18 protein-coding genes are annotated in these 21,474 nt (G+C 40.3%); 15 read left to right on the top strand and 3 right to left on the bottom strand.

What is annotated here, in order from left to right; translation table 11 throughout:
* Positions 1 to 33: 33 nt before the first annotated feature.
* Together PSF28_RS15995 and PSF28_RS15990 are read right to left on the bottom strand one after the other, a co-directional pair.
* Positions 34 to 1,479, bottom strand: coding sequence for a tagaturonate reductase (locus tag PSF28_RS15995; RefSeq protein WP_272685333.1), 1,446 nt, complete (start codon positions 1,477 to 1,479; stop codon positions 34 to 36).
* Between the two features lie 362 nt (positions 1,480 to 1,841).
* On the bottom strand, positions 1,842 to 2,747 hold the full coding sequence (locus PSF28_RS15990; protein ID WP_210838797.1) for a GntR family transcriptional regulator: 906 nt from the start codon (positions 2,745 to 2,747) through the stop codon (positions 1,842 to 1,844).
* A 131-nt stretch (positions 2,748 to 2,878) separates the two neighbouring features.
* Between PSF28_RS15990 and PSF28_RS15985 the strand changes: the two genes are divergently transcribed.
* Entirely contained in the window at positions 2,879 to 3,907 is a 1,029-nt protein-coding gene (locus PSF28_RS15985) for a zinc-binding alcohol dehydrogenase family protein (protein ID WP_210838795.1), read from the top strand.
* Positions 3,908 to 3,990: 83 nt separating this feature from the next.
* Here the strand turns inward: PSF28_RS15985 and suhB are convergent, their stop codons facing one another.
* Entirely contained in the window at positions 3,991 to 4,794 is an 804-nt protein-coding gene (suhB, locus tag PSF28_RS15980) for an inositol-1-monophosphatase (RefSeq protein ID WP_210838794.1), read from the bottom strand.
* Positions 4,795 to 4,917: 123 nt separating this feature from the next.
* Here suhB and trmJ point away from each other — a divergent pair, with 123 nt between their 5' ends.
* The 14 genes from trmJ (at position 4,918) to PSF28_RS15910 (ending at position 21,403) form a co-directional block, all read left to right on the top strand.
* Positions 4,918 to 5,649, top strand: coding sequence for a tRNA (cytosine(32)/uridine(32)-2'-O)-methyltransferase TrmJ (gene trmJ, locus PSF28_RS15975; RefSeq protein ID WP_272665898.1), 732 nt, complete (start codon positions 4,918 to 4,920; stop codon positions 5,647 to 5,649).
* Positions 5,650 to 5,768: 119 nt separating this feature from the next.
* Positions 5,769 to 6,266, top strand: coding sequence for a Fe-S cluster assembly transcriptional regulator IscR (gene iscR / locus PSF28_RS15970; protein ID WP_004264917.1), 498 nt, complete (start codon positions 5,769 to 5,771; stop codon positions 6,264 to 6,266).
* A 121-nt stretch (positions 6,267 to 6,387) separates the two neighbouring features.
* Entirely contained in the window at positions 6,388 to 7,602 is a 1,215-nt protein-coding gene (locus PSF28_RS15965) for an IscS subfamily cysteine desulfurase (protein WP_272685332.1), read from the top strand.
* 24 nt (positions 7,603 to 7,626) lie between these two features.
* Entirely contained in the window at positions 7,627 to 8,013 is a 387-nt protein-coding gene (iscU, locus tag PSF28_RS15960) for a Fe-S cluster assembly scaffold IscU (RefSeq protein WP_004264914.1), read from the top strand.
* Between the two features lie 201 nt (positions 8,014 to 8,214).
* Complete coding sequence (iscA, locus tag PSF28_RS15955) at positions 8,215 to 8,538, top strand: iron-sulfur cluster assembly protein IscA (RefSeq protein WP_004912669.1); 324 nt, start codon at positions 8,215 to 8,217, stop codon at positions 8,536 to 8,538.
* Between the two features lie 88 nt (positions 8,539 to 8,626).
* The gene (hscB, locus tag PSF28_RS15950; protein WP_210838788.1) at positions 8,627 to 9,148 is read left to right on the top strand and encodes a co-chaperone HscB; all 522 of its coding nucleotides are present in this window, start codon (positions 8,627 to 8,629) and stop codon (positions 9,146 to 9,148) included.
* A 12-nt stretch (positions 9,149 to 9,160) separates the two neighbouring features.
* On the top strand, positions 9,161 to 11,011 hold the full coding sequence (gene hscA / locus PSF28_RS15945; RefSeq protein WP_210838787.1) for a Fe-S protein assembly chaperone HscA: 1,851 nt from the start codon (positions 9,161 to 9,163) through the stop codon (positions 11,009 to 11,011).
* Positions 11,012 to 11,013: 2 nt separating this feature from the next.
* Positions 11,014 to 11,349, top strand: a complete 336-nt coding sequence (gene fdx / locus PSF28_RS15940; RefSeq protein WP_004912660.1) for an ISC system 2Fe-2S type ferredoxin — start codon at positions 11,014 to 11,016, stop codon at positions 11,347 to 11,349.
* A gap of 396 nt (positions 11,350 to 11,745) precedes the next feature.
* The gene (locus tag PSF28_RS15935) at positions 11,746 to 12,939 is read left to right on the top strand and encodes an MFS transporter (RefSeq protein WP_272685331.1); all 1,194 of its coding nucleotides are present in this window, start codon (positions 11,746 to 11,748) and stop codon (positions 12,937 to 12,939) included.
* Positions 12,936 to 13,739, top strand: a complete 804-nt coding sequence (locus PSF28_RS15930) for a helix-turn-helix transcriptional regulator (RefSeq protein ID WP_272685330.1) — start codon at positions 12,936 to 12,938, stop codon at positions 13,737 to 13,739. The genes PSF28_RS15935 and PSF28_RS15930 overlap by 4 nt, the downstream gene beginning before the upstream one ends.
* 70 nt (positions 13,740 to 13,809) lie before the next feature.
* On the top strand, positions 13,810 to 14,010 hold the full coding sequence (iscX, locus tag PSF28_RS15925; protein ID WP_272685329.1) for a Fe-S cluster assembly protein IscX: 201 nt from the start codon (positions 13,810 to 13,812) through the stop codon (positions 14,008 to 14,010).
* Positions 14,011 to 14,183: 173 nt separating this feature from the next.
* Positions 14,184 to 15,479: an aminopeptidase PepB gene (gene pepB / locus PSF28_RS15920; RefSeq protein WP_210838781.1), complete on the top strand. Its 1,296-nt coding sequence runs from the start codon at positions 14,184 to 14,186 to the stop codon at positions 15,477 to 15,479.
* A gap of 112 nt (positions 15,480 to 15,591) precedes the next feature.
* Positions 15,592 to 16,044, top strand: coding sequence for an enhanced serine sensitivity protein SseB C-terminal domain-containing protein (locus tag PSF28_RS15915; protein ID WP_210838779.1), 453 nt, complete (start codon positions 15,592 to 15,594; stop codon positions 16,042 to 16,044).
* Between the two features lie 319 nt (positions 16,045 to 16,363).
* On the top strand, positions 16,364 to 21,403 hold the full coding sequence (locus PSF28_RS15910; RefSeq protein WP_272685328.1) for an alpha-2-macroglobulin family protein: 5,040 nt from the start codon (positions 16,364 to 16,366) through the stop codon (positions 21,401 to 21,403).
* Positions 21,404 to 21,474 lie beyond the last annotated feature (71 nt).

Here is a 21,474-nt window from a genome sequence, read left to right as displayed (position 1 = left end):
GGATTTATTATTTTAAGTATTTATTTTCTTTTTCTAGCCAACGTATTTTTTGCGTAGCATTGATTCTGTACCGCTACTCAGAATTTCAGTGATTTTCTGGCTCACATCATCTTGTAATTGCGGTATTTCGTTGAGGTTTAATCCCCATAAATCAGACATTGCTAGCACATTTTCAGTAAGTTGTTTTACATTTGAGTCATAGAGTTCATGCCAAGCTTTAAAGCTTTCAAGTAAATGGTCATCATCATTTAAAGGAATGAGTTGTTCGGCCTGTTTTCCTCGATAGAAAACAATAAGTGCAGCAAGTGAAAATGAAATGCAATAAGGAATTTTATTGTATTGCCTAACATAAGATATTAATTGAGGTAATAGGCGAGTTTTAAATTTAGTTAACGAGTTTAGTGAAATTGAAATTAATTCATGTTCTATATATGGGTTATTAAAGCGGTCAATAACTGCGGAGGCAAAAGCTGCGAGCTCCGAAGGGTTTTGAGATAAAACAGGAATAACTTCATTATCAATTAAATCTTTAATGAAAGCTAAAAAGATTGGGTTGCTAGTGACATCACGAACAGTTCTGATCCCTGCCAAGTAAGCAACAGGAACCATCGCGGTGTGCGCACCATTTAAGATTGCAACTTTACGTTCTTTGTAGGGCTTTATGTCATCGACTACTTTGATATTTAATGGTAATTCATTCAGTTTTAGCTTCTTCTCTAGTATTTTTGGCCCTTGAATGACAAATAAATAGAAATATTCAGCAGTGACGAGAAAATCGTCTTTATAACCTAATTCTTTTTCTAGTTTCTTAATTTCATTTTTCGGGTAGCCAGTAACGATTCTATCGACTAACGTAGAACAAAACGTATTACTGCTATTTAGCCAAGCAATAAAATCTGCAGGGAGTTGCCAGTCATGTGCATGTTGATTTACAAACTCTTGTAATTTATCGCCATTATAGTCAATTAACTCACAGGGGATGATGAACAACCCTTTGCTACTATCGCCATTAAAATGTTGAAAGCGGTGAAATAAAAACTGAGTAAGTTTCGCTGGAAAACTACTTGCTGGTGTATCTTCTAAGCGTACGTCGTACTTATATACGATTCCTGCTTCTGTAGTGTTAGAGAAGATCCATTGTAATTCAGGATTTTCTGCACATTTTAAAAATTGATCATATTCAGAATAAATCAGTATTTCACGGTTAACCGAATTAATAATTCTTATATTCGAAACGCTTTGTTTTTGTTCATTGATTCCCCTGGTGATGGCAGTATAGAGTCCATTTTGTTGATTAATTGAGGGATTAGATGAGTCAATTGGCCTGACAAGCGTAATGCCACTATTGAAATCTGTTTTTTCATTCAGTTGGTCAATCATCCAGTCGATAAAAGCACGTAAAAAATTGCCTTCTCCGAATTGCAAAATTCTCTCTGGGTATTGCTTATTAGCCATTGACTGTCTATTTAAGTAATCCATGACCATTCCTCTAGTTATTATGTGTATTAATCATCCTGTGTTGATTCAGACTAGAAGTATTTTTTTCTATGGACTATTAATTGCATCAATTTTGTGGAATGAATGGCTTTTTGATGTTTTTATTCTGTTTTTTATCAGTTAAAAACAGATGAATTATTAATTGATTCAATCTATTTAGTAAGTTTGTTCTTTAATTGTATGAAAAATAGTAATATTTTTATTTGTCATAATTTTGATTAATAATAATTTTATAATTAAGTTGTTTTTTTACTAAAAAATTCAGATTTTTTCTGATGTGCATATTATCGAGCCAAAGAATAAGTCATCGTTGGCCATCCATTGGTCTTGTAACTCAATGTAATTTATTCATAAGTTTGTTGTATGGAATTAATCATAGTTCGTTTAGCGGTATCTAAGTGATGTCTAAGTTCATTCATCGCGACAATATCATTACGGCTAATCAAAGCACTTAAAATGGTCATATGTTCTTCAATTGCCAGTACATTTCTTTCTTTTAAATCTGATTCATCCCATTGATATTGAAAGTGAAATATCACAGTGATGATTTCAAGAGACTGATTAAAAAAGGGGTTATTGGCGCCTGATAAAATAAGACTATGTAGTTCATAATCTAGTTGGGAAAAGTCGCGGTAATTGATAGTAACGGTTTCCCGTAGTGTCCTATGTTTGAGTAATAGCTCTTTTGCTAAAATCCAACGATGGTCATCTGGTGGTAAATTTAAAAAATGAGTCAATGCATTGGTTTCTAGTAACTCCCTGAACTCAAATAGTTTTTCTGCATATTCACGTGAAAACTTCATCATATGCCAATTTCCTCGGTGAGTATTTTTAATTAACCCATAGCGGGAAAACTCCACTAAGAACTCCCGAACAATACTAGAACTCACATGACTTTTTTTTGCTAGTTGTAATTCAGTAAAAGTATCCCCAGGCATCAATTCTTTGCGTTTAATCATTTGGTAAAACGCTTTTTCGAATAAGACGATTTGTTGATCAGGGAGACTTGATTCAACAGGAAAGAAATCAGTTTTATTGGGGTAGCGAATGACATGATATTCATTCTCTTGTTTTTCAATGATTTTCTTTTCTAATAAATATTCGAGGGTATGTCTCACGGTGGTTCGACTGATATTAAACATCTCGGCTAAAGAAGATTGTGAGGGAAAGGGGGATGTTAATAAATTTTTATGTATAGCGTCTAAGAATTCATTAATTGACCCATAGCGTATATTTTTACTCCTCACCATTTAAACACTCCTTAGTCTGATTTTTATTCTTTAAAGACCGATTTAAAACCGATTTAAAAACATTTAATCACAAAATTTGGTTGTTAAGTATCTAGTTTATGTTTTTTAAATTAAAAAAGACAGATAAATTGATGGAGGGAAATATGAAACAATTGATATGCCAAGAACCTAAAAAATTAGTTTACCAACAAGTTGCTGAACCTACAGTTCAAATTGGGCATGTAAAAATAAAAATTCATGCGGTTGGAATATGTGGAACTGATATTCATGCATGGGGAGGAAACCAGCCATTTTTTCAATATCCACGGGTATTAGGACATGAAATTTCTGGAACTATTTGTGAGGTTGCACCTGATATCACACAGTGGAAAGTTGGGCAGCGTGTTGCGGTGATGCCTTATGTTGCATGTTACGAATGTGGTGCGTGCAAGGAAGGCAAAACAAATTGTTGTGAAAAAATTTCAGTTATTGGCGTTCACGAGGACGGAGGTTTTTGTGAGTATTTAAATGTGCCAGAGAAAAATGTATTAGCGATTGAAGACACTGTCACAGATATTGATGGCGCCTTGATCGAACCATTTTCAATCAGTGCTCATGCCGTTAGACGTGCGCAGGTTAAACCTCAGGATACTGTTTTAGTCGCAGGGGCTGGGCCGATAGGGCTTGGTGTTGCTGCAATTGCTAAAGCGGATGGTGCTAACGTATTAGTGGCTGATACCAGTGAGGCACGTCGTCAACATGTTGAAAAGGTATTAGGCTTAAAAACGTGCGATCCAGCCGCTGAAAATTACTTATCAAGTATTGAAAGCCATTTTTCAGGTATGCTTGCAGAAAAAGTCATTGATGCAACGGGGAACCAACACGCAATGAACACTGCGGTCAATTTAATTCGTCATGGTGGCTTAATTGTATTTGTTGGTTTATTTAAAGGTAATTTATCGTTTCCAGACCCTGATTTCCATAAGAAAGAGACAACAATGATGGGAAGTCGAAATGCCACTCCTGAAGATTTCAATAAAGTTGCAAGGTTAATGGCTGAAGGTAAGTTATCTAGTGGTATGATGCTAACGCATCAATTTGACTTTAATACCATTGGTGATATTTATGAAAGTGATGTCATTAATAATCGTGAATTAATTAAAGGTGTTATTTTGTTTTAAATAGCAATGTATTTTTAAACAACAAAAAAAACCCACAATAAAAGTGGGTTTTTTGTTTCTAGTTCGTCTCTAGAAAGAATGGGTTAGCGCTTTAATGCTTCCGATAGTTCATCTTTCATGACGGACAGTATGTCTCTAACAACACGTGGGCTACCAGCAACTAAGTTACCGGAGGCTAAATAATTGTGGCCGCCAATAAAGTCAGTCATGATGCCGCCAGCTTCACGCATGATCAGCTCACCAGCCATGAAATCCCACGGTTTTAAACCAATTTCAAAAAAAGCATCGACACGGCTAGAAGCCACATAGCATAAATCTAATGCTGCGGAACCAGTACGACGAAAGTCAGCACATTTGTTAAACATCGCAGTCATGATGTTCATATAGACAGGTGCATGTTGTTTTTGTTTGAAAGGGAAACCTGTCGCAACGATGGCGCCATCAAGGTCACGTTTTTCGTCGATACGAACACGATAACCGTTAAGCTGAGCGCCTTGTCCACGTACTGCGCTAAATAATTCATTACGCATTGGGTCGTAAACAACAGCGACTTCTGTGCGGCCTTTAACGCGCACAGCGATAGAAACAGAAAAATGAGGGAGACGTTTTGTGAAGTTGGTAGTGCCATCCAGTGGATCGATTACCCATTGAATATCATCATCTTTACCAATTAATTCACCACTTTCTTCAGTGATAATAGTGTGGTCAGGATATGATTTGCGGATGATTTCAATAATCAGTTGCTCAGATTCTTGGTCAACGTTAGTAACGAAATCGTTAGTGCCTTTCTGAGTGACTTTAATATTGCTAGGCATTTCATAGTTTTTAGCTATGTGATTACCGGCCTTACGTGCTGCACGTATGGCGATGTTAAGCATCGGATGCATGGGCTTTTTCCACTGGGATGTTAAAGAACGAAAAACTTGAGTGCCGAAGTATATAGATGTTCGTCACAATAAGCAATTTTGTGTTAAGCTATTGCGATAATTTTTTCATTAAACGTATAAACCATGTTAGATAATATCCGTATTGTTCTTGTTGAAACCTCACACACTGGTAATATGGGCTCAACGGCTCGTGCCATGAAAACCATGGGGCTTTCTAATCTGTACCTCGTTAATCCTCTCGTTGAACCTGATTCACACTCTATTGCACTTTCTGCTGGGGCAAGTGATGTTATCGGTAATGCGAAAATAGTTAAAACTCTCGATGAAGCTTTAGAGGGCTGTAAGTTAGTTATCGGCACGAGTGCGCGTTCTCGCACCTTATCTTGGCCAATGGTTGAGCCGCGCGAATGCGGTGTGAAGTCCGTTGAGCAATCCAAAGAATCACCTGTTGCTATCGTATTTGGCCGTGAGCGAGTGGGCTTAACCAACGAAGAACTTCAAAAATGCCAATATCATTTATATATCCCCACAAACCCAGAATACGGTTCTTTGAATTTAGCGATGGCAGTGCAATTGGTGAGTTATGAAATACGCATGGCGTATCTTTCAATGGATGAAAAAAATACGGTAATTGCAGCTGATGATGAGGTAGAATACCCACCGTCAGAAGATGTTGAACGTTTTTATGTCCATCTTGAAAGTGTGTTGAATGAATCAGGTTTTATTCGTAAAGCGCATCCCGGCTTAATTATGAATAAATTACGCCGTTTATTCACTCGAGCGCATATCGAAACCCAAGAGTTACATATCCTGCGGGGTATCTTAACGTCAATGGAAAAATGGGCGAAAAAATGAGGCAAAATCCGTGGTAAAAGCAGGTGAATAATACTTGAGTAAATTAGTCAGGTAAATAGTTGACTAAATTACTCAGGAATGTCACAATCTGACCATAATTTACCACGGAGTAATATGTTATGAGACTCACTTCCAAAGGGCGTTACGCAGTAACTGCGATGTTAGATGTCGCATTACACTCTCAGTCAGGTCCAGTGCCTTTAGCTGACATTTCTGAACGTCAGGGAATTTCCCTCTCTTATCTTGAGCAACTTTTCTCTCGTTTACGTAAAAATGAGTTGGTTTCGAGTGTGCGCGGCCCTGGTGGCGGTTATTTGCTGGGTAGAGACGCAGACCAAATCTTTGTTGCTGAAGTAATCGCTGCGGTAGATGAATCTGTTGACGCTACTCGTTGTCAGGGTAATAAAGAAGGTTGTCAAAATGGCGACCGCTGTTTAACTCACGCATTATGGCGCGATTTAAGCGATAGAATTACAAGTTTCCTTAGCAGCATTAGCCTTGATGAACTGGTTAAAAACCAAGAAGTCATGGTTGTTGCTGATAGACAAGATAATGAACAGCGTAAGACCATGCCAAATGGGATTACACCTGAATCGATTATCAATGTACGTGCTTAAAAATATTAAAAAAATTGCAGTCGATACATCTTGGTGAGTTATTGGACGAAGAGCTAATTTCCGCCATTTGTATCTTTAAAAATTAAAGGCAAGTTAGCTTGTCCTTTGGAGTAAGTGAGCAATGAAATTACCAATTTATCTTGATTATTCAGCAACAACACCGGTTGACCCACGTGTGGCTGAAAAAATGATGCAATGTTTAACAATGGATGGGAACTTTGGTAACCCAGCGTCCCGTTCTCATCGTTTCGGCTGGCAAGCTGAAGAAGCGGTGGATATTGCTCGCAATCAAATCGCTGAATTAGTGGGTGCTGACCCACGTGAAATCGTATTTACCTCAGGCGCAACTGAGTCTGATAACTTAGCGATTAAAGGCGCTGCTAATTTCTATAAAAAGAAAGGCAACCACATCATTACCTGTAAAACGGAACACAAAGCCGTTTTAGATACCTGCCGCCAATTAGAGCGTGAAGGTTTTGAAGTGACTTATCTGTCACCGCAAAGCAACGGTTTAATTGCTATGGAAGACCTACAAGACGCTATCCGCGAAGACACCATTTTAATTTCTATTATGCATGTTAATAATGAAATAGGTGTGGTTCAGGATATCGCAGCTATCGGTGAATTATGCCGTAGCAAAGGAATTATTTTCCACGTTGATGCAACACAAAGTGTGGGCAAATTGCCCATTGACCTAAATGCATTAAAAGTCGACTTAATGTCGTTTTCTGCTCACAAGCTTTATGGTCCAATGGGGATTGGTGCGCTGTATGTTCGCCGTAAACCTCGTATTCGCCTTGAAGCACAGCAGCACGGTGGTGGTCATGAGCGCGGCATGCGTTCTGGGACATTACCTGTACACCAAATCGTGGGTATGGGCGAAGCTTACCGTATTGCCAAAGAAGAAATGGCAGAGGAATCTGAACGCTTACGCGGTTTAAGGTTACGTTTGTGGAATGGCATTAAAGATATCGAAGAAGTTTACCTCAATGGTGATTTAGAACACGGTGCGCCGCACATTCTGAACGTCAGCTTCAACTATGTTGAAGGTGAATCACTGATGATGTCATTAAAAGATTTGGCTGTATCTTCAGGTTCTGCATGTACTTCTGCAAGCCTAGAACCTTCTTATGTACTGCGCGCTTTAGGGATGAATGATGAGCTGGCACATAGCTCAATCCGTTTCTCTTTAGGTCGTTTCACGACAGAAGAAGAAATTGACTATGCAATCAAAATGATTCATGGCGCAATTGGCCACTTACGCGAGCTGTCTCCTTTATGGGAAATGTTCAAAGACGGCGTAGATCTTAACAGCATCGAATGGTCTCACCATTAATCAGACGGTTTCAGGAGTTTAAAAATGGCTTACAGTGAAAAAGTTATCGATCATTATGAAAATCCACGCAACGTTGGTTCGTTTGACAACAGCGACCCAAGCGTAGGAAGCGGTATGGTGGGTGCACCTGCCTGTGGTGACGTCATGAAATTACAGATTAAAGTAAATGATGACGGCATTATTGAAGATGCACGCTTTAAAACGTATGGTTGCGGTTCAGCCATTGCATCAAGTTCACTCGTGACTGAGTGGATGAAAGGCAAAAGTTTGGACGAAGCGGAGTCAATCAAAAATACAGCGATTGCCGAAGAGTTAGAATTACCACCAGTGAAAATTCACTGTTCAATTCTGGCTGAAGATGCAATTAAAGCTGCTATTGCTGATTACAAAAGCAAACGCCAAAGCAAATAAGTTTTTAATCAGTCTATAGGGCAATCCATATTAATAAATAACAACAAGTTATCGTCCTATAACTGGAACAATACCCACGGCGTCTAGGCTAAACATCGCTGAGTTTCTTAGTTTAGAAATAGGGTAGGTATAAAATAATTTGAAGGCGGATGCGACTCATGAGTAGCATCTGCCTTGTTTGTTTCTAAAGTGAGGTTTGCAATGTCTATTTCTCTTACAGAAAGTGCTGCGCAGCGTATTCAATCCTTTCTACAAAATCGTGGAAAAGGCGAAGGCTTGCGTTTAGGTGTAAGAACTTCAGGTTGTTCAGGAATGGCTTATGTTCTTGAATTTGCTGACACAATCAATGAAGAAGACACAGTTTTTGAAGATAAAGGTGTGAAAGTCATCATCGATGGCAAGAGCATCGTTTATCTTGATGGTACTGAGCTGGATTTCGTGAAAGAAGGCTTAAACGAAGGGTTTAAATTTAATAACCCTAACGTCAATAGTGAATGCGGATGCGGTGAAAGTTTTCACGTATAATGCGTTTTATTAAGCCTAATTTTCGGCCAATCTCACTAATTTTAGTTTATTAGTGGTATTGGTAACCGGTTCGAGAAACTGAGCACTTATGGATTATTTTACTCTTTTTGGATTGGCTCCCATCTATGCCATCGATAGCGAGCAACTGACGCTACGTTTTCAAGACTTACAGCGTCAATTCCATCCTGATCGTTTTGCAACCTGTTCTGAACAGGAGAAAATGCAAGCGCTGCAAAAAGCAGCAACCATTAATGCTGCTTATCAAGCCCTTCGTCATCCGCTAAAACGCGCGGAATATATGCTTTCATTGCATGGTTTTGATATTAATAACGAACAACATACCATGCATGACACGGCATTTTTGATGGAGCAACTTGAGCTACGCGAAGAGTTAGACAATATTGAAAACAGTGATGACGCACTTGATCTATTGGCTAAATTTATGCAGAACGTCAAACAAATGCAGCAAGCACGAAGTGCACTGATGGTGACAGAACTAGATGCCATGCAGTGGGAAAAAGCCGCTGATACCGTACGTAAACTACGTTTTCTCGACAAGCTTCAGCAGCAAGCTGAACAACTCGAAGAACGGTTACTAGATGAATTTTAAGAGAAAACGATTATGGCGTTACTACAAATCAGCGAACCCGGTATGACCGCAGCTCCGCATCAGCGCAAATTGGCTGCAGGCATTGATTTAGGTACCACCCACTCTTTGATTGCGACAGTGCGTAGTGGTGAAGCTGCGGCTTTACCTGATAGCCAAGGGCGCTTTTTATTACCATCGATTGTTAATTATCAACCTGAAAATAGATTAGTGGGATGGGAAGCTAAGCAACTTGCCGAACAAGACCCGGTAAATACTATCATTTCTGTAAAACGCATGATGGGACGTTCTCTAACCGATATTCAAAAACGCTACCCCGACTTGCCCTATCAACTGAGTGCCAGTGAAAACGGTTTACCGTTGATTCAAACCGCGGCTGGCCAAGTTGACCCAATCCAAGTTTCTTCTGATATTTTAAGAACACTAGCAAAACGTGCTGAAGAAACCTTAGGTGGGGAAATGGATGGCGTAGTGATCACGGTACCGGCTTATTTCGATGACGCACAACGTCAAGGCACGAAAGACGCAGCTCGCCTTGCGGGGTTGCACGTGTTACGCCTATTGAATGAGCCGACTGCAGCGGCAGTTGCTTACGGATTAGACTCTGGGCAAGAAGGTGTGATAGCCGTTTATGACCTCGGTGGTGGCACTTTTGATGTGTCTATTTTGCGCCTGAGCCGTGGTGTATTCGAAGTGTTAGCAACGGGCGGCGATACCGCGCTTGGTGGAGATGACTTTGACCAAGTACTGGCTCAGTGGATTGCTGAGCAGGCAGGGGTTTCATTACAAGGTGACCATCATTTAAATCGTCAGTTATTAAATGTGGCGACAGAAACCAAAGTTATGCTCAGTAATGCTGAAACTGCGATGATCCAACTTGCTAATTGGCAAGGGGAAATCCGTCGCGAGCAGTTTGAAGCGTTGATTGAAAACTATGTAAAACGCACATTGATGGCTTGCCGCCGTGCGTTGAAAGATGCGGGTGTTGAGGCGCAAGAAGTGCTGAACGTTGTCATGGTCGGTGGTTCGACTCGTGTGCCATTAGTTCGTCAAAAAGTCGGGGAGTTTTTTGGTAAATCACCACTGACATCCATCGACCCAGATAAAGTTGTCGCCATTGGGGCTGCCATTCAAGCGGATATCTTAGTCGGAAACAAGCCTGACAGTGAAATGCTGTTGTTAGATGTGATCCCTCTTTCCCTTGGTTTGGAAACGATGGGGGGATTAGTCGAAAAAGTGATCCCGCGTAACACCACCATTCCCGTTGCTCGTGCGCAAGAGTTCACCACCTTCAAAGATGGTCAAACGGCGATGAGCGTTCATGTGGTACAAGGTGAACGTGAAATGGTCGCAGACTGTCGTTCACTTGCACGTTTTGCTTTACGTGATATCCCCGCAATGGCCGCGGGTGGCGCTCATATTCGTGTCACTTTCCAAGTCGATGCGGATGGGCTACTGAGTGTCAGCGCCATGGAGAAATCCACAGGCGTAGAAGCATCGATTCAAGTTAAGCCATCGTATGGGTTAACGGATAACGAAATTTCAAACATGATTAAAGATTCAATGACTAACGCGCAAGATGACTTAAATGCGCGCCGCTTAGCGGAGCAAAAAGTTGAAGCAGCAAGAGTGCTTGAAAGTTTAACGAGCGCATTAGCCCAAGATGGCAATTTACTGACGCCAGAAGAAGAGTCAGAAATTGATAATGCGGTCAATGAGTTAATTAAAGCGGTTGAGGGTACAGACCCAATCGTAATTGAAAATGCCATTAAACAACTGGATAAGCAATCGCAGGAGTTTGCAGCGCGTCGCATGGATACGTCCATTCGCCAAGCGTTGTCAGGCCATTCTGTGGATGAGATATAATTATGCCTAAAATAGTTTTTTTACCTCATAGTGATTTATGTCCAGACGGTGCAGTAGTTGAAGCACAAGAAGGCGAATCTATTTTAAATGTTGCACTACGCAGCGGTATTGAGCTTGAGCATGCCTGTGAAAAATCCTGTGCTTGTACAACCTGTCATTGCATCGTTCGTGAAGGCTTTGATTCACTGGAAGAAAGCAGTGAACTCGAAGACGACATGTTAGACAAGGCATGGGGATTAGAGCCAGAAAGTCGCCTAAGTTGTCAGGCGCTGGTGACGGATGAGGATTTAGTGGTAGAGATCCCGCGTTATACTATTAATCACGCCCGCGAACACTAATTTTTGTCATACTTCACGCTGTAGCGTTGTTGGCTTCTTTCAAGTACTCGGGTCACATACTTTTGTATGCTCCCCGAGATACTCTCAATCGCCGCCTAGCTACAACGTGAATTATTTTAAAATAATAATAAATCGCCATTAATATGTATTAATGGCGATTTATTGTGTTTGAATTTTTAGGTTATTTTTAATTTTAAAATTATTTAAATATTATAAAGTGGCTTGATTTTATTTATTAGCTGGTTTGATGGGGTAATTTATTTTTTGCTTTTTATGATTTATTTTTTGTGTTATAGGTATGTCCGAATTAAATAATTCCATTTGGTTAAGATGTAATAATTTAACATTTATATAATTGCTAATTAAATAAAATTAGATATGAAAAGGAATTTCACCATGAAATGGAAATATCGTTTTGGTATATCACTTGGTAATATGCTCGAGCATTATGATATTGCAGTGTTTGCAGCAATATCTGTCTATCTTATTAAGGAGTTAAATAAGCTTAATATAGGGAATGCATCTGAAATTATCTGGGGGATATTCGCCTTGAGATATATATTACGGCCCGTTGGTGGATACATTGTTGGGTGCTTTGCCGATAAGTCAGGGAAAAAAGCAGCTTTAATTTTAACAAGTGTAGTGACTGGTTTTTCAACATTACTAATGGCCTTGTTGCCTATTGAATTATTAGGTGGGTATACGCCAATAGTCATGCTGATTTTACAATCTGCATTATGCTTTAGTTTTGCAGGAGAGTATCCATCATTAATTAATTACCTACTTTATAATTGCCCTAAAAATGAAACTTCAAAAGTTTCTGCTTTAGCCGCTATAAGTTCATTATTGGGATTTATAATGGCATTCTTTATCATTTATATGTTAGAAAGTATATTGACAGTTAAGGAAATGGATAGTGTTGGTTGGCGTATTCCTTTACTACTTGGCTTAATAAATATTTTTATCAGTTTTTGGTTTAGAAGTAACCTACCTGAGCAGCCGACTATTAGCATAGAGCAACGGAAAATTAAATTGAAAGAGGTTTTAAGTGTTTTCATTGTTGCAATACCTGCGACAGTGACCTTTTACACACAAAATATATCATGGTCTTTAATTCTAGAATATTTATCATTAGGTGAAAGTAAGAAATATTACTCTTTGTTATCATCATTGTTATTATTATTTTCTGTATTTTTATGTTCTTGGATAACGGATAAAGTTAGTTCTCCAATTAAAGTTTTTAATGTTGGGGTTGTAGGACTAATTATTTTATCCGTCCCGTTATATTATATGATGACTCAGGGTGGGGTTTGGTTAATTATATTATCTCAAATAATTATGACTATTTATATATCTATGATTTGGTGTAATTCTGCTTTTATTCTTGTTCATGCTTCTGGTGGGAAGGTAGCTACGTTAGGCGTAGGCTTTAATTCTACAGTTGTAATATTTGGTGGTTTAACTCCATTAATTATTAATCAATTGTTGGATTTGGGAGTAGTGTATGTGGGGGGCTTCCTATGCTGTTGTGGTTTTGCTTTTTTACTTAATTGGAAATTCAATGGATTAGCGAGTAAGGCGACCTTATGAATATAGAAAATATTTTTATAGAGAATGCATGTAATGAATTAAAAAAACAGTTTGTAAGTGTTTTTGATTGGAATGAAATTGATGTTACTATCAATAAAATAAACACCAAGAATAAGTGTGTGAATATAATATCTAATAATTATGAATGGCAATTAATAGGCTGGGGTGACGATTTAGATTTATTAGTTAATGAGAGGTTAAAATATAGAATTCAATATTGGGATTTTTACTCTAGTCCGTTTCAGAAAACTTTAGCAAAGGCGGCAAAAAATAAATTTAAAATAGATATTTGTAGTCGGTATGGCGATATTTTTGAGATCACCACAATAAATGCTAATAGGCAATTGACATTATCAGATATGATTCAATTTTACAGTTTAAAGCCGATTTTAGCAGATTATGCTCATAGGATATGGTCAAAAACTCCGGAGCTGTTATTACCGCTCAGAGCTTGTGTTCCTATGGCTTCAGAATTAGATGATATAAAAAAAAATGAGAGATCTCAGCTATTATCTGAACACAAATATATGCGTTTTGGTGATATTCGTTTTACACGAAAAGAGATGATAACCATACGGTTATTACTTTCACACTGTAAGGTAAAAGAAATCAGTTATATTCAGGGGTGTTCAGAAGCGACTGAAAATAAACGAATTCAAAGAATAAAGGAAAAGTTGGGTTACCCTTATGTATCATCAAGCGGCCTGTTTACTGCATTAAAAGAGCAAGGTATTACACTGGCTTGCCTGGAAACACTTATCGATTTACCTCTCACAAATAGTATAATGAAGAATAACTGAAAGAGATCCGTTGATATGATTCAAAGGATTATAATTCGAAAAATAATTGTTCGTATAATGAGAGAAAGACATGAGTTTAAAATGGTCAAATAGCCGCGAAATCGGTGAAGCACTGTACGACGCATTTCCAGATGTCGACCCTAAAACTGTACGTTTTACCGATATGCACCAGTGGATTTGCGACTTAGAAGAATTTGATGATGACCCGCAAAAATCGAATGAGAAAGTCCTAGAAGCCATTTTGTTAGTTTGGCTGGATGAGTTCGAATAATCAGCAATTAATATTAAAGACCGAGCAATCATTAGAAAATGTGCTCGGTTTTTTATTTTATATCAGCACTATAATGATATCCCTATTGGTATTTATCAGTTAAGGTAATGCCATCTGCCGACAGAATAAATGGGCTTTTACTGTCTGCAAAAATAGACAAAGTGAGAAAAACGATGACAAAACAAATTATGCCAGTAATGATTTCTTGTGAGCCTGCTGCACCTTGTTGGGGTGAGGGCGCATTGTTAAGCTCTAGTGATAAAGGGATGACAATCCACCTGAAACATGCAGGTAAATTATGTGCAGTACAAAGCGCTGGCCGTAAATTAGATGGCCAAGGGATCCGCAATGTTGCTTTGGCTGGCGAAGGCTGGGATTTAGAAAAAAGCTGGGCATTTTGGCAAGGTTTTCGTGCACCAAAAGGGGCGAGAACGATTGAATGGCCAGTATTACCTGAAGCAGACCGCAAAGAATTAGAAAACCGTATTCGGACCATTGATTGGGTACGTGATGTCATTAACGCACCTGCAGAAGAGTTAGGGCCAGAACAACTCGCACAACGCGCCATTGATTTACTCTGCACCGTGGGCGCACAAGACATTAGCTACCGTATTATTAAAGGCGATGACTTATTAGAACAGGGTTATACTGGTATTCATACGGTTGGCCGTGGTTCAAGTCGCCCACCTGTCTTTTTAGCGTTAGATTACAACCCAGGTGCCAACCCAAATACCCCTGTTTTTGCTGCGTTAGTCGGCAAAGGTATCACTTTCGATTCAGGGGGATACAGCATCAAACCTTCTTCTTCCATGAATTCAATGAAAGCCGATATGGGCGGTGCAGCAACCTTAGCGGGTTCATTGGCACTAGCTATTTCTCGTGGCTTACAGAAACGCGTAAAAATGTTCCTGTGCATTGCTGACAATATGGTTAGCGGCAATGCATTCAAATTGGGTGATATTATTCGTTACCGTAACGGTAAATCCGTTGAAATTATGAATACGGATGCTGAAGGCCGTTTAGTGTTAGCCGATGGTTTAATTGATGCAAGCAAAGAAAAACCAACGCTGATCATTGATGCTGCAACCTTGACGGGCGCTGCGAAAACCGCTGTGGGCAATGACTACCATTCAGTGTTGAGCTTTGATGACAAGTTAGTTGCTGACTTAATGAATGCTTCAGACGCTGAGTTTGAATTATTCTGGCGCTTACCATTAGCAGAGTTCCATCGCCAACAGTTACCATCTGGCTTCGCGGATTTGAACAACATCGCGGCACCATCGCACACTGCAGGCGCAAGCACCGCTGCGGCATTTTTATCGCATTTTGTCGAAAATTATCGTCAAAATTGGGTGCATATTGACTGCTCAGCGACTTACCGTAAATCTGCAGTTAGCTTATGGGCAGAGGGCGCAACCGGTACAGGTGTAAGAACACTGGCAAACTTATTAATCAGCAAATCAAAATAAACTATGTTTGATTAATAACAGGCACGGGAAGATGGCTTTTCGTGCCTATTTTTTTACCTTGACGTATTTGCGAGTATAATAAGCACTTCTTTTTAATAGCAGGGGATTGGCAATGTCGCAGCAATCGAATAATAACAGTTCCAACCAAGAAACTGAGATCCAATTTACTGAATTAACCGTACCGAAAGGCTCATCACTGAAATTAAGTGCGTTAGAGGAACAGCCGCAGGCTATTGTTGAGGCGCTTAGCGAATTTTTTAAACAACACAAAGTGGTGAGACGCGGTTTTATGGTCTCCGCAGTAGAGAGTGATGACGCTGAAGAAATGCCAATATTAATGATAGCGTTAGAGTTTACTGCAGGGGCAGAAAATATTGATTCCATTATTCATGAGGCGGGGACACTTGCTTGTGAGTTTTTAGCCGATGACGAGTCTATTGATTTTTGTGTGGTAAATGAGAATGAGCAAGGTGTTAGCCACTTTATTACTCAACACATTCAGCCTTTTTATCAGCGTCGCCTTGGTAGCTTCTTGCGGGACACAATCCCAGTAAAAAACACCTAATAATTTCATGTATAGAGTGAGGAAAATGCTTTTCTCACTCATAAAATGCATATTGCTCATTTATTAAAGATATATTCTGCTTACTATTTGAAAAATATTATTTCATTTCTCTGTTTTTCTCGTCCATCATTTTTTCCGTTTTGTCTGATAGGTGTTCTTATAACATTCTGTTAAATTATTTCGATAATTGAAACAATATTGGCAATATTCATCTAGACATATTTTTAGCCATTTCCAAGCAAGTATATAGTGGGTTTTAACCTCCTGTTAAAACCTTAAAAAACAGAATAAATTTTAACTAATTAAAGGGCGGGCGGTAATGAAACAACAATCTAGTTGGGCTTCATTGGCGGGTCTAAAAACCAAAAAGCGTTATTTAGCACTTGCGTTGGCGTCGGTTGTGGCATTGGCCGGTTGTGATAATACAGAAGAAGCAACCAAAAATGAGCCAAATGTTTCCACGACAGCGCCAGAAAATCAAACTAAAACAGCGCCAGTTGCAGAGCAGAAAAAAGCAGCACCAAAACTTTCCACTGAAGAAATGGTAAAAAAATATGCAGGGAAAGATCTCACCATTTTGGATGCGTCTGAATTGCAGCTTGATGGTGCGAGTGCCATGGTGGTGACATTCTCTGTTCCACTGCAAGCCAACCAAGATTTTGGCCAGTACATTAACCTTATTGATGTTAAAACCGGTAAGTTAGATGGCGCTTGGGAACTGTCTGATAACCAAATGGAATTACGTTTTCGCCACCTTCCACCGTCTAAAGAATTAAACCTCACCATTAACCCGGGCATTAAAGCGGTTAATGAGCGTACGACGACCGAAAATTTTGAGAAAAAACTTACCACGGCGCAAATCATCCCAACCGTTGGTTTTGCGAGCAAAGGCTCGTTATTACCTAGCAAGGTTGCCCAAGGCTTACCTGTGATTGCCTTGAACGTTGATAAGGTCGACGTCAATTTCTTCCGTGTGGATGAAAAACAATTACCGCAATTTTTAGCGCAATGGCAATACCGCAGTAATTATGAGTATTGGTATTCCGAAGAGTTTCTCGACAAAGTGGAGCTGGCTTATACCGGCCGTTTTGATTTAAATCCAGATAAAAATACCCGCCAAACCATTTTACTGCCGTTGAAAGATGTCAAAGAGTTACAGCAAGATGGCGTATATTTAGCCATCATGCAAAAAGCAGGCAGCTATAGTTATCAATTCCCTGCAACTGTCTTCACATTGAGTGATATTGGTGTATCACTACACAGTTACCAAGACCGTGTCGATATTTTCACGCAATCCTTAGCGAAAGGCTCTGCCATTAAAGGCGTTGAGCTACGTATTTTGGATGAAAAAGGCCAGTTAGTGACAAAAGGTAGCACAGATGGTGATGGTCACGCTCAATTAGATAAATTAGCGGGTGGAAAATTATTACTGGCAACCCATGAAGGGCAAACCAGTATGATTGATCTTACGCAGCCAGCACTTGATTTATCTGAATTTGATATTTCAGGGCCAGAAGGCTACGCAAAACAATTTTTCACCTTCGGTCCTCGCGATTTATATCGCCCAGGTGAATTATTACTGGTAAACGGTCTATTGCGTGATGGCGATGGTAACCCAGTCAAAACTCAGCCAGTTAAAGTTGATGTATTAAAAACAGATGGGCAAGTGGTTCGTAGTTTCGTGTGGCAGCCGGAAGAAAACCAAAATGGGTTATATCAATATCAATTTGAAATTCCTAAAAATGCAGAAACGGGCGGTTGGTCGCTACGTTTTGATTTAGGTGACGGTTCACCGCAACGTTATTACAAATTCAATGTTGAAGATTTCATGCCAGAACGCATGGCGCTGGAAATTGTTGGCAGTGATGTTCCTCGTTTAACTGACCAGTCAGTTGATTTTGATATTCAAGGCCGTTATTTATACGGAGCACCTGCAGCAGATAACCAGTTGCAAGGCCAAATTGTTTTAAAAGCAGATCGTGAAGCGGTAGCAAAATTACCCGGTTTTGAATTTGGCGCTGTCAATGAAGAGGGCTTACCTCGTAAATTAGATGAATTTGACTTGACGCTGGACAGCAACGGTGAAACGGTAATTTCAATTCCAAACAGTAATTGGAGCTCGACTCGCTCACCAATTTCAGCTGTTTTGCAGGCCAGTTTGCTTGAGGCAGGTGGTCGCCCTGTGACGCGTCGTGCTGAGCAAGCCATTTGGCCCGCGGAAAAACTGGTCGGTATTCGTCCATTATTCGCCAAAAAAGAAATTTACGATTACCGCACAGACCGTTATGTCAAACGCCACAATGTGGATGAAAACTCGTTAGCTGAGTTTGAATTAGTTATGGCAGACGCCGCGGGTAATAAACTGGCAGCAGAAAACTTAACCGTGCGTTTAGTGTACGAACGCCGCGATTATTACTGGAGTTGGTCTGAAAGTGCTGGTTGGTCTTCAAATTATGACCAAAAAGACCTCGTCATGGCGAATGAAAATATTGCCATCGCCAAAGACGGTACAGCGAAAGTCTCCTTCCCTGTGGATTGGGGGGCATTCCGTTTAGAGGTATTAAACCCAGAGAATCAGCTCGTTTCCAGCGTCCAGTTCTGGGCGGGGTATTCATGGCAAGATAACACAGGGGGAAGCGGTTCAGTTCGTCCTGACCAAGTGAAACTCAGCCTGAATAAGCCTGCATATTTACCGGGTGAAAAAGCCAAAGTTCGCATTGAATCCCCTAAAGCCGGTAAAGGCTATATATTGCTCGAGTCGAGTAATGGCCCACTGTGGTGGGAAGAAATTGATGTACCAGAAAAGGGCTTAGACGTTGAAATCCCAGTCAATAAAGAGTGGGCTCGTCATGATTTATACGTTTCTGCCGTCGTTGTTCGTCCAGGTGATGACTCTAAAGAAGCCACAGTGAAACGTGCGGTGGGTGTGTTGCATTTACCGATTGCAGATGAAAACCGTAAGATTGCATTGGCCTTAACGACGCCAGACAAAATGCGCCCTAATCAAGACTTAACGGTAAAAATTAAAGCGACAGCGCAAGATGGCAAACCGTTACCTGAAAAAGTGAATGTGCTGTTATCTGCAGTTGATACTGGTGTATTAAATATCACGGATTTCAAAACCCCAGACCCGTATGACGCCTTTTTTGGCCGCAAGCGCTATGGCGTTGATCAGTATGACGTTTATGGCCACTTAATTGAAGGACAAGGTAAGATTGCTAACTTACGCTTTGGTGGTGACAGCGAGGATGCGGCATTAGAGCGTGGTGGTATGAAGCCACTCACTGAAGTGCAAATCATTGCGGAGCAAGCCAAACCTGTCACATTAAATAAAGACGGTGAGGGTGAAATTAGCCTTGCTATCCCTGATTTTAACGGGGAATTACGTGTGATGGCCCAAGCATGGAATGAAAAAGAGTTCGGCCATGCGGATAGCAAAGTGATTGTCGCGGCACCATTAGTGACACAAATGTCGATGCCTCGCTTTATGGCGGGCGGTGATAAGTCTTACTTTGCGCTTGATTTGACCAATATGACGGATAACACACAAAATGTGACTGTTAATTTCAAGGCATCAGGAATGGTGAAACTTGATGGCGTCAGCAGCCGTGAGTTGGAGTTACCAAAAGGCAAACGCACCACCATTAATTTACCTGTCAGAGCAGACTACGGCTTCGGTGAAGGCGAAGTGTCGATGACCATTAATGGCGTGAAAATTCAAGGCGAAGCCAATAAAGACTACAGCAATAGTTGGAAAGTGGGTGTTCGTCCGGCACAGCCAGCAGAAACGGTTTCTTTTGCTACCGCGATTGAGCCAGGTACTTCATGGGCACTGCCAACTAACCAAATTGCTGGCCTGCAACCGGATACCATTGAAGGGCAAGTCCTGTTAACCAGCCGTCCGCCATTAGATATCTCACGTTATATTCGAGAGTTATTTGCTTATCCATACGGTTGTTTGGAACAAACTATCAGTGGTTTATACCCTTCATTGTTCTCAACCCAAGCCGAACTGAATAAGTTAGGAATTAAAACGCAAACAGATGCAGACCGCCATAAAGCGATTGAAATTGGTATTCCACATTTGTTAAGTATGCAACGTAATGATGGCGGTTTTTCGCTGTGGGATAGAAACGGCCGCGAAGAATATTGGTTAACTGCGTATGCGGCGGATTTCTTGAATAAAGCTAATCAACGTGGCTTTACTGTCCCGCAAGAGGCTATAAGTAACGCCAATACGCGTCTACTGAGCTATTTACAAGATGGTAGCCAAATTAACTACCCGTATACGGAAAACCAAGAGGGCGCTCGTTTTGCTACTCAGGCCTATGCAGGTTTAGTATTAGCATCACAGCAAAAAGCACCGTTAGGCGCATTACGTCAACTTTATAACCAAAGAAACGCTGCAGCAAGTGGCTTACCTCTGGTTCAGCTTGGAGTTGCATTGAACTTGATGGGTGATAAATCACGTGGTGAGAGTGCAGTGATTGACGGACTGAAAAAACAACGTAACCGCTACAGCTATGTAGGGGATTACGGTTCGGTGATCCGTGATGACGCGATGATTGTTGCGCTATTAAATGAATATAATTTAATGCCAAAATCCCGTGACCAAAAACTGCAAACTTTGTCTAATAATTTAACTTCTCAACGTTATTTCTCAACACAAGAGAGCAATGCGTTATATTTAGCGGGCCGTTTTTACTTAAATGAAAGTGAAGCACCGTGGAAAGCTACGATTAATGGCCAAGAACCTCCGATGGTCTCAGATAAACCTGTGAGTGAGTTCCTGAGTAAAGATCAGTTGGAGACAGGTTATAGCATCGAAAACAGTGGAACGAATACTCTGTATACACGCTTAAATGTGGTGGGTTATCCACAACATTCACCAAAGCCAAGCTCGAATGTATTAGGTATTACTCGTAGCTACTATGATATGAAAGGCAATCGCATTTCATTAGATAGATTAAGAAGCGGTGAAATGGTGGTGGTTAAATTGGAAGTTCAAGCATCCCAAAGTGTGCCAGATGCGTTAGTGGTTGACTTGCTGCCAGCAGGCTTAGAACTGGAAAACCAAAATTTAGCGAACAGTAGCGCTAATTTGAGTGAGTCCGCGCCGAACTTGCAAGAATTAATTGATGATATGCAGCAATCGCAAATACGCCATATGGAATATCGTGATGACCGTTTTGTGGCTGCGGTTGAAGTTCAGCAATACCGCCCAACTACCTTAGTCTACTTAGCGCGAGCGGTAACGCCGGGTGTGTATAGTATTCCGGTACCACAAGTTGAATCAATGTATGTCCCTGACTGGCGTGCGACTGGCTACTCGGATGGCCAATTAGAAATCGTTCGCTAATCACCTTCTAAAGCCCTTATATTGATACTCAGATATAAGGGCTTTTTTAATTTATTTTCGGTACTCCCATC

The organism is Providencia sp. PROV130 (assembly GCF_028482225.1).
Lineage (GTDB): Bacteria > Pseudomonadota > Gammaproteobacteria > Enterobacterales > Enterobacteriaceae > Providencia > Providencia rettgeri.
The sequence above is the reverse complement of the archived record's forward strand: the minus strand, read 5'-3'. Positions and strand labels throughout refer to the sequence as shown.